The organism is Gordonia sp. i37 (genome assembly GCF_002043085.1).
In the GTDB taxonomy this organism is placed as follows: Bacteria; Actinomycetota; Actinomycetes; order Mycobacteriales; family Mycobacteriaceae; genus Gordonia; species Gordonia polyisoprenivorans.
In genome coordinates this window covers 1-6,635 of record NZ_MVPX01000490.1, presented here as the reverse complement: position 1 = coordinate 6,635, position 6,635 = coordinate 1, and the positions used below count along the sequence as shown (strand labels likewise).

The following is a 6,635-nucleotide window of genomic DNA, read 5'->3' as shown; positions in this document are numbered from 1 at the left end:
GGGCAGAATATCCAGACCGGTTGCCCTGCGACGTCATTCAAAGGTGCGAAGTCGTTCGGCCGATGTAGGCGAAAACCGGCAAATCACTCGAAGTAGCGGTACACGACCTCGGCGACGACGGCGGGACGCTCACTGTTCTCGAGTTCGATGACGCCCTCGACGGTGACCTGGACGCCGCCCTTGGGCAGGTGCTCCACCTTGGCGAGAGTCGCCTTGAGACGCACGCGTCCGCCGGCGGGCACGGGGTTGGTGAACCGAACCTTGTTGAGCCCGTAGTTGACCGCCATCGTCACGCTGTCGACGGCGAGCACCTCACCCCACATCGGGATGATCAGTGACAGCGTGAGGTATCCGTGGGCGATCGGCCCGCCGAACGGGCTCTCGGCAACAGCGCGCTCGGGGTCGACGTGAATCCACTGGTGGTCGCCGGTGGCGTCGGCGAAGGTGTTGATGCGTTCCTGGGTGACCTCGAGCCACGAACTGACGCCGAGGACGGTGCCGACGAGATCGTCGAGCTCGGCGAGGGTGGCCAGGTGTGTGGTGGTGGGTGACGCAGTGGTCATCGGTACGAGTCCTTCTCTGGGTGGGTTTCAGTGTTTGACGCCGAGGACGGTGAGTGCGTTGTCCTTGAAGATCAACGGCAGCACCTCGGGCTTCATGTCGAGGGTGGCGAAGTCCTTGCGCCATCGGTCGACCTGAATGACCGGAAAGTCCGATCCGAACAAGACCTTGTGGCGCAGCATCGAATTGGCGGCTTTGACCAACTGCGGCGGGAAGTACTTGGGTGACCAGCCGGACAGATCGATGTAGACGTTGGCCTTGTGTGTGGCGATCGAGATCTGGGCGTCGACCCACGGCACCGCCGGATGTGCCATCACGATGGTGAGGTCGGGGAAGTCGGCGGCGACATCGTCGAGCAGCATCGGATCGGAGTAGCGCAACTTGATGCTGTGCCCCCCGGGGAGTCCGGCGCCGATTCCGGTCTGCCCGGTGTGGAACAGGGCGGGCACGCCGGTCTCGGTGATGGCCTCGTAGACCGGGTAGTACCGGCGGTCGTGGGGTTCGAACCCCTGCATGCTCGGGTGGAACTTGAAGCCCCGCACGCCGAATTCGTCCACGAGCCGGTGCACGCGCTTGACCGCCGCCTTGCCCTGCAGCGGGTCGACGGAACCGAATGGGATCAAGACGTCGTTGAACTCCGCTGCGCGCTCGGCGATCTCCTCCACCGAGTTCGGCGAGTGGCCCGACGCCGAGTGCGCGTCGACGGTGAACACCACCGCCGCCATGTTGCGTTGCCGGTAGTGCTCGGCGATGGATTCGATTCCCGGCGTGCGCTCTTCGCCGGAGCGGAAATACTTCTCGGATGCGGCCATCAACTCGTCGTCGAGCGAACGATGCCCGCAGCCGTCGATCTCGACGTGGGTGTGGATGTCGATGGCGTCGATGGTGTCGAAGTCGACCGCGCACTCGTAGCGGGTGCTCATTTCGCGGCCGCCAGCACCTCGTCGGGGAACTCCTCGCCGACCGTCTCGAGTTGGTTGGCGAAGGCGCCCGGCCAGACCGTCGCAATGTCCTCGGCGCTGAAACCGCCGTCGTGATAAGCGGTTTCGGACAATTCCGGGTGCGTCCACAGGGCGAGACGGTCACCACCGATGGAGATGGCCTGACCGGTGATGTCGGCAGCGGCATCGGAGGCGAGGAACGCGATGAGCCCGGCAACGTCCTCGGGCGTGCCCATCCCGACCTCGCGACGGATGACGTCGGGGAGGGAGCCGGTCCGCTCGGCCTCGTCGATGAACGGCTTGAAGATCGGGATGGTGGCGGTCATCGCGGTCACGGCGACCGGGCAGACGGCGTTCGCGGTGATCCCGGCCTTCTTCAGTTCCATCGCCCAGGTGCGGACCATGCCGACGATGCCGGCCTTGGCGGCGGAGTAGTTGGTCTGCCCGAAGTTGCCGCGCTGCCCGGCGGGCGAGCCGATGCAGATGATACGGCCGCCGTCGCCCTGCTCGCGCAATCGCAGCACGGCCTCGCGCACGCACGTGAAGGTGCCCTTGAGGTGCACGTTGATGACGGCGTCGAAATCTTCGTCGGTCATCTTCCAGAGCACCTTGTCGCGCAGGATGCCGGCGTTGGTGACCATGACGTCGAGGCGTCCGAAGGTGTCCACGGCACCGGCGACCAGCGCCTGCGCGGTCTCCGTCGATCCGACGGGTGCGACCACTGCCACGGCGCGGCCGCCATCGGCGGTGATCGCGGCGACGGCGGCCTGCGCGGTCTCCTCCGAGACGTCGTTGACGACGACAGCCGCTCCGCGGCGGGCGAGTTCGCGGGCGTAGGCCAGACCGAGCCCTTGCCCACTGCCGGTGACGACGGCGACTTTTCCGTTCAGATCCATGGTTGCCTCCTCGGGCTCGGGTTATGTATTCGATTAGAACGCTAACCATTGAGAAAGTCAATGATTGTGGAAGTGGTAACGTGATCGCGATGGGAGGGCCCATGACATCCCGGCGAATGCTCGACGACGATCTCGGCTTCTTGATGGCTCGCGCCAGCGTGGTGCTGAGCAAGGAGACCAATCGCGCCATCGCGCCCCTGGGGCTGAAGGTGCGTGGGTACAGCGCGCTCGCGGCCGTCTGCGACGAACCCGACGGCATCACCCAGCGTCGTCTGGCCACCGTGGTAGGTCTCGACCCCAGTCAGATCGTCGCCCTCGTCGACGATCTCGAGGACCGGAAGCTGGTGCAGCGCACCACCGACATCAATGACCGGCGCAACAAGCTCATCGTCGCGACCGAGGCCGGGGCGGAGCTGTGCGACCAGGCGCGCAGGCGCAGTGCCGCTGTGACGGCCGAGTACGTGGCCGGCACCGATGCGGGGGATGTGGCGGCTGCACGGGAACTGTTGCGTCGCATCGCCTTCTCAGGCGTGGACGGGCGCGGCCGAGAACATCGACCGTAGCCGGTCCTTGCGGATCTTGCCGGTGGCGTTGCGCGGGATCTCCTCGAGCAGCACCATCGACTTCGGGATCTTGTACCGCGCCAACCGTTCACCGAGGAACGCCGCGAGCTGCTCGTACGTCAGTGCCGCGCCGTCGTCCAGGGTGATGGCCGCACAACTGACCTCACCCCACTTGTCGTCGGGGACCCCGAACACCCCGCACGCCACCACTCCGGGCATCGAGAGGATGACGGCCTCGACCTCGGCCGGGTAGATGTTCTCGCCGCCGGAGATGATCATGTCCTTGAGACGATCGACGATGGTGATGTAGCCCTCGTCGTCGCGGACGCCGACGTCGCCGGAACGGAACCAGCCGTCGTCGGTGAACGCCGCGGCGGTCGCGTCGGGGCGATTCCAGTAGCCGGCCATGACGTTGGAGCCCTGGATCTGAATCTCGCCGCGCTCCCCGGGCGCGGTTTCGTCCCCGTCGGGGCCGACGACCCGGACGTCGGTGAAAAAGTGTGGGACACCGGCACTTCCGAGCTTGCGGGCGGTGTGCGACGGGGTGAGGACCAGCGCACCGGGCCCGGTCTCGGTCAGCCCGTAGCCCTGGCACAGTGCGATGCCGCGTTCGGTGTAGGTATGCAGAGTGCGCGGCGGAACCGGTGCCGCAGCGACGATCCAGCGACGGATGGAGCTCAGATCCGCTGACGCCCAGTCCGGGTGGGAGCTCATGGCGTCGAGCATGGTGGGCACCCCGAAGCCGTAGGTCACGTTGCGCTCGGCGATGACCCGCAGCACCCGGGCCGGTTCGAAGCCTTCCTCGATCACCACGGTGCCGCCCTTCAGAAGGATGGGCAGCGAGATGAAATTCAATGCGGCCGTGTGGAACAACGGTGCCACGACCAGCGCGACCTCGTCGCTGCGCAGGTCGAGGTCGAGGATCGGGTTGAGGACCGCGAAGGTTACCGTCCCGTGGTTCAGGACAACACCTTTCGGGTTTCCGGTGGTTCCCGAGGTGTACATGATGAAGCACGGGTCGTCGTGGGTGACGGCCAGATCGATGCGGTCGGTGGATGCGGCGGCGATGCTGGTCTCGTAGCCGACGGCGTCCGGGTCGGGATCGCCGTCGACGACCATGCGGGTGGTCACGCCGGCTTCGGCCGCGGCCGCGATCGCCACATCCGCCAACGCCGCGGAGTGGATCAGCACCGTGGCGCCGGAATCGGTCAGGGCGTAGGCGACCTCGGGAGTGGTCAGCCGGGCGTTGAGCGGCACCAGGATGGCGCCGAGCAAGCCGGCCGCGAAGAGCGCCTCGAGATACGCGGGATGGTTGGCGCTGAGCAGTGCGACGCGGTCGCCACGTCCGACGCCGAGATCGGCGAGGGCGTGTGCGAGCCGCGTGGTGCGCTCGTCGAGTTCGGGATAGGTGATCGCTTGGTCACGGAAGACGATGGCCTCGGTGTCCGGCGACTGCCGTGAGGCCCGTTGCGGCCACGTGCCCACGCCCTGATTGCGCATCGTGTACTCCTCCATCGCCCGATGTAATCGAGATCACGATAGAACGCAATCGTTGAGAATGTCAATGGTTACGTGGTGTCGTCAGCGGGAGCGCCACTTCTCCACCCGCTCGGTGTGCTCGGGCGAGAGATGGGCCAGGGGTTGCATCGCCGCGGCCATGCCGAGGACCGATTCCAAAGGGCTGGTTCGTGATTCCTGCAGCAGGCGCTTGGCCATCCGTAGCGCCTCAGCGGGGTTCTTGGTGATGCGTTCGGCGAGCGTACGGGCCTCGTCGAGGAGATCGTCGGGGCCGACCACGCGGCTCACCATGCCCCACTCGGCAGCCGTCGCGGCATCCACGCGGTCGCCGGTGAACGTCATCTCCGCGGCCCGCTCATATCCGACGGCACGCGGCAGGAACCACGTTCCGCCGTCGCCCGGGATCAGCCCGACCTGCACGAAACTCTCCGCGAAGGATGCGCGCTCGGAGGCGATCCGGATGTCGCACATCATCGCCAGGTCGCAGCCCGCGCCGACGGCCGCACCGTTGACCGCGGCGATGATCGGCACCTCGAGGCGAGCCAGGGCACGGGGCAGACGTTGGATACCCGCCACGTAGGCACGTCGCTGCGCTCGCTCGTCGACGCCGAACATGCCCGTCCGGTCTGCCATCTCCTTGACGTTGCCGCCCGCGGAGAAGATCTTGCCCGCGCCGGTCAGGATGATCGCCCTGATCTCAAGGTCGGCGTTGGCGGCGTCGACCGCCGACTCGAAGGCCTCGACGAACTCCACGTCGGTGATCGCGTTGCCGACCTCGGGCTTGTTGATCGTCCAGATCTGGGTCGCGCCGGTTGTGGCGATGTCCAGAGGTGAATGCATGTGGGAGACCTTTCGCGACGGTGAGAACGGCGCCGGGTCAGGCGTGACCCAGCGCGTTCCACCGTAATCGCAGGTCGGCGACGGAGGAATCGACGATGCGGCGCATCGGATGGGTGATCGTCGCCATGTGGTGCGCGGGGGCGGTGCGAACCGGTCTGCGCGCGGTCCGGTCGGTGGGTACCGGCACCCGGGTGACGGCGGTGGCGGCGAGCATCGCCGCGCCCCACGCGCCCAGGAACGACGGGTGGTCGGCGACGAGATCGGCGGTACCCATCTGCGCCGACCACCGCACACAACGGGAGATCGCGGCGCACTCGGAGACCACCGACACGCTCGTGGTCGCACCGACCGCGCGGCCCGCGGCACGCCGTAGCATCCCGATCTGCTCGGCCGACCAGTGCGGGGGATGGGCGATCGTCACCGACACCACGTGCCCGTGGTCGGAGCGCTCGGTGCCATCGATCGCCACGTGCAGTGCTGCGGTGACCAATTGATGCGGAGCACGGCCGCGACCCGACGCGGTGCGCACCGCGGTCAGATCGGCGATGCGGGTGAGGAAGTGGCCATAGACGTCGTCGGGGTTGTCGGCGGGACGCGACCACCTCGGTGCCGCGGTCGCCGGCCAGTACAACCGCGCCGGATGCGACGAGAGGTGCGGCGGACCGGGACGCGAGCCAGCGACCGAGGCCGCCGTCCCGGTGACGACGACCACCTGGTCGTCGGTCAGGTGGATTCCCATGATCAGTCGCATGAACAGAGCATGTGACCTGCGCCTAACCGCATGCTGGCATCCGGTTGTCGAGTTGTTGAGAGTCGGGCGGTCGCGGGGTCACAGATATCGGCGAATTCCGTCGTCGGAGCTGGCGGCGAACTCGACGAAGTCCTGTTCTCAGGTGCGCTCGCTATCGTTGGTGAACAAGATGACCGACACCCTCTTCGCCGACATCTCCGAATGGCAGCCCGTGCTCGATGACTCCTACCCGTATCGGTGGCTGTCGATCCGGTCCAACGACGGGACCTATCGGGACCGCCACTTCCAGCAGAACTGGACGATCGCTCGTTCCTGGCTCGACTCCGGCCGGCTGCGCGGGCTGATCGTGTACTGCGTCTACCGATCCAACTGGCGCGACGTGATGACGACGCACATTGAGATGCAAGGCGAGGACCGACCCGACGTGGTGTCGATGGTCGACGTGGAATCCTGGGGCGGCCAGATCCGTTCCGACAACAGCGATTCCATCAACCGTCTGGTGTGGGGACTCGGCGATTGGCGCGGCCCGCACATCGACGGCCGGCCCCGCCGCGTCATCGGCTAC

General features: G+C 66.8%; 7 protein-coding genes and 1 pseudogene. 2 read left to right on the top strand and 6 right to left on the bottom strand.

All coding sequences use genetic code 11. The features are described 5' to 3' along the window. Positions 1 to 83: 83 nt before the first annotated feature. Genes couM through B1964_RS23825 form a run of 3 tightly spaced genes read right to left on the bottom strand, consistent with a single transcriptional unit; the run spans position 84 to position 2,398 of the window. Positions 84 to 563 carry a p-hydroxycinnamoyl-CoA hydratase gene (gene couM, locus B1964_RS23835; protein WP_006368761.1) on the bottom strand — a complete coding sequence of 160 codons (480 nt, stop codon included), beginning with the start codon at positions 561 to 563 and terminating at the stop codon, positions 84 to 86. A gap of 27 nt (positions 564 to 590) precedes the next feature. Beyond that, the gene (couO, locus tag B1964_RS23830; protein WP_079931539.1) at positions 591 to 1,484 is read right to left on the bottom strand and encodes a 4-hydroxyphenyl-beta-ketoacyl-CoA hydrolase; all 894 of its coding nucleotides are present in this window, start codon (positions 1,482 to 1,484) and stop codon (positions 591 to 593) included. Beyond that, entirely contained in the window at positions 1,481 to 2,398 is a 918-nt protein-coding gene (locus B1964_RS23825) for an SDR family NAD(P)-dependent oxidoreductase (RefSeq protein ID WP_079931538.1), read from the bottom strand. Before B1964_RS23825 ends, couO begins: the two co-directional genes overlap by 4 nt. Before the next feature lie 101 nt (positions 2,399 to 2,499). On the opposite strand from B1964_RS23825, the gene B1964_RS23820 reads away from it, so the two are divergent. After that, positions 2,500 to 2,961: a MarR family transcriptional regulator gene (locus tag B1964_RS23820; RefSeq protein ID WP_172398949.1), complete on the top strand. Its 462-nt coding sequence runs from the start codon at positions 2,500 to 2,502 to the stop codon at positions 2,959 to 2,961. Here the strand turns inward: B1964_RS23820 and B1964_RS23815 are convergent. The 3 genes from B1964_RS23815 to B1964_RS23805 all read right to left on the bottom strand — a co-directional run bounded on the left by B1964_RS23815 (position 2,923) and on the right by B1964_RS23805 (position 6,070). Then, positions 2,923 to 4,461: a long-chain fatty acid--CoA ligase gene (locus B1964_RS23815; RefSeq protein ID WP_079931540.1), complete on the bottom strand. Its 1,539-nt coding sequence runs from the start codon at positions 4,459 to 4,461 to the stop codon at positions 2,923 to 2,925. The two genes, B1964_RS23820 and B1964_RS23815, sit on opposite strands and share 39 nt — an antisense overlap. Before the next feature lie 81 nt (positions 4,462 to 4,542). After that, on the bottom strand, positions 4,543 to 5,319 hold the full coding sequence (locus tag B1964_RS23810) for a crotonase/enoyl-CoA hydratase family protein (RefSeq protein ID WP_079931536.1): 777 nt from the start codon (positions 5,317 to 5,319) through the stop codon (positions 4,543 to 4,545). Positions 5,320 to 5,356: 37 nt separating this feature from the next. After that, entirely contained in the window at positions 5,357 to 6,070 is a 714-nt protein-coding gene (locus B1964_RS23805) for a hypothetical protein (RefSeq protein ID WP_079931535.1), read from the bottom strand. Between the two features lie 169 nt (positions 6,071 to 6,239). Here B1964_RS23805 and B1964_RS23800 point away from each other — a divergent pair. Continuing rightward, positions 6,240 to 6,635: pseudogene (locus B1964_RS23800) on the top strand (hypothetical protein); the annotation flags it as partial.

Excerpts from the sequence above, each read along its gene's own strand:
- couM (WP_006368761.1), bottom strand. The coding sequence starts at position 563 with ATGACCACTGCGTCACCCACCACCACACACCTGGCCACCCTCGCCGAG.
- couO (WP_079931539.1), bottom strand. The coding sequence starts at position 1,484 with ATGAGCACCCGCTACGAGTGCGCGGTCGACTTCGACACCATCGACGCC.
- B1964_RS23825 (WP_079931538.1), bottom strand. The coding sequence starts at position 2,398 with ATGGATCTGAACGGAAAAGTCGCCGTCGTCACCGGCAGTGGGCAAGGG.
- B1964_RS23820 (WP_172398949.1), top strand. The coding sequence starts at position 2,500 with ATGACATCCCGGCGAATGCTCGACGACGATCTCGGCTTCTTGATGGCT.
- B1964_RS23815 (WP_079931540.1), bottom strand. The coding sequence starts at position 4,461 with ATGCGCAATCAGGGCGTGGGCACGTGGCCGCAACGGGCCTCACGGCAG.
- B1964_RS23810 (WP_079931536.1), bottom strand. The coding sequence starts at position 5,319 with ATGCATTCACCTCTGGACATCGCCACAACCGGCGCGACCCAGATCTGG.
- B1964_RS23805 (WP_079931535.1), bottom strand. The coding sequence starts at position 6,070 with ATGCGACTGATCATGGGAATCCACCTGACCGACGACCAGGTGGTCGTC.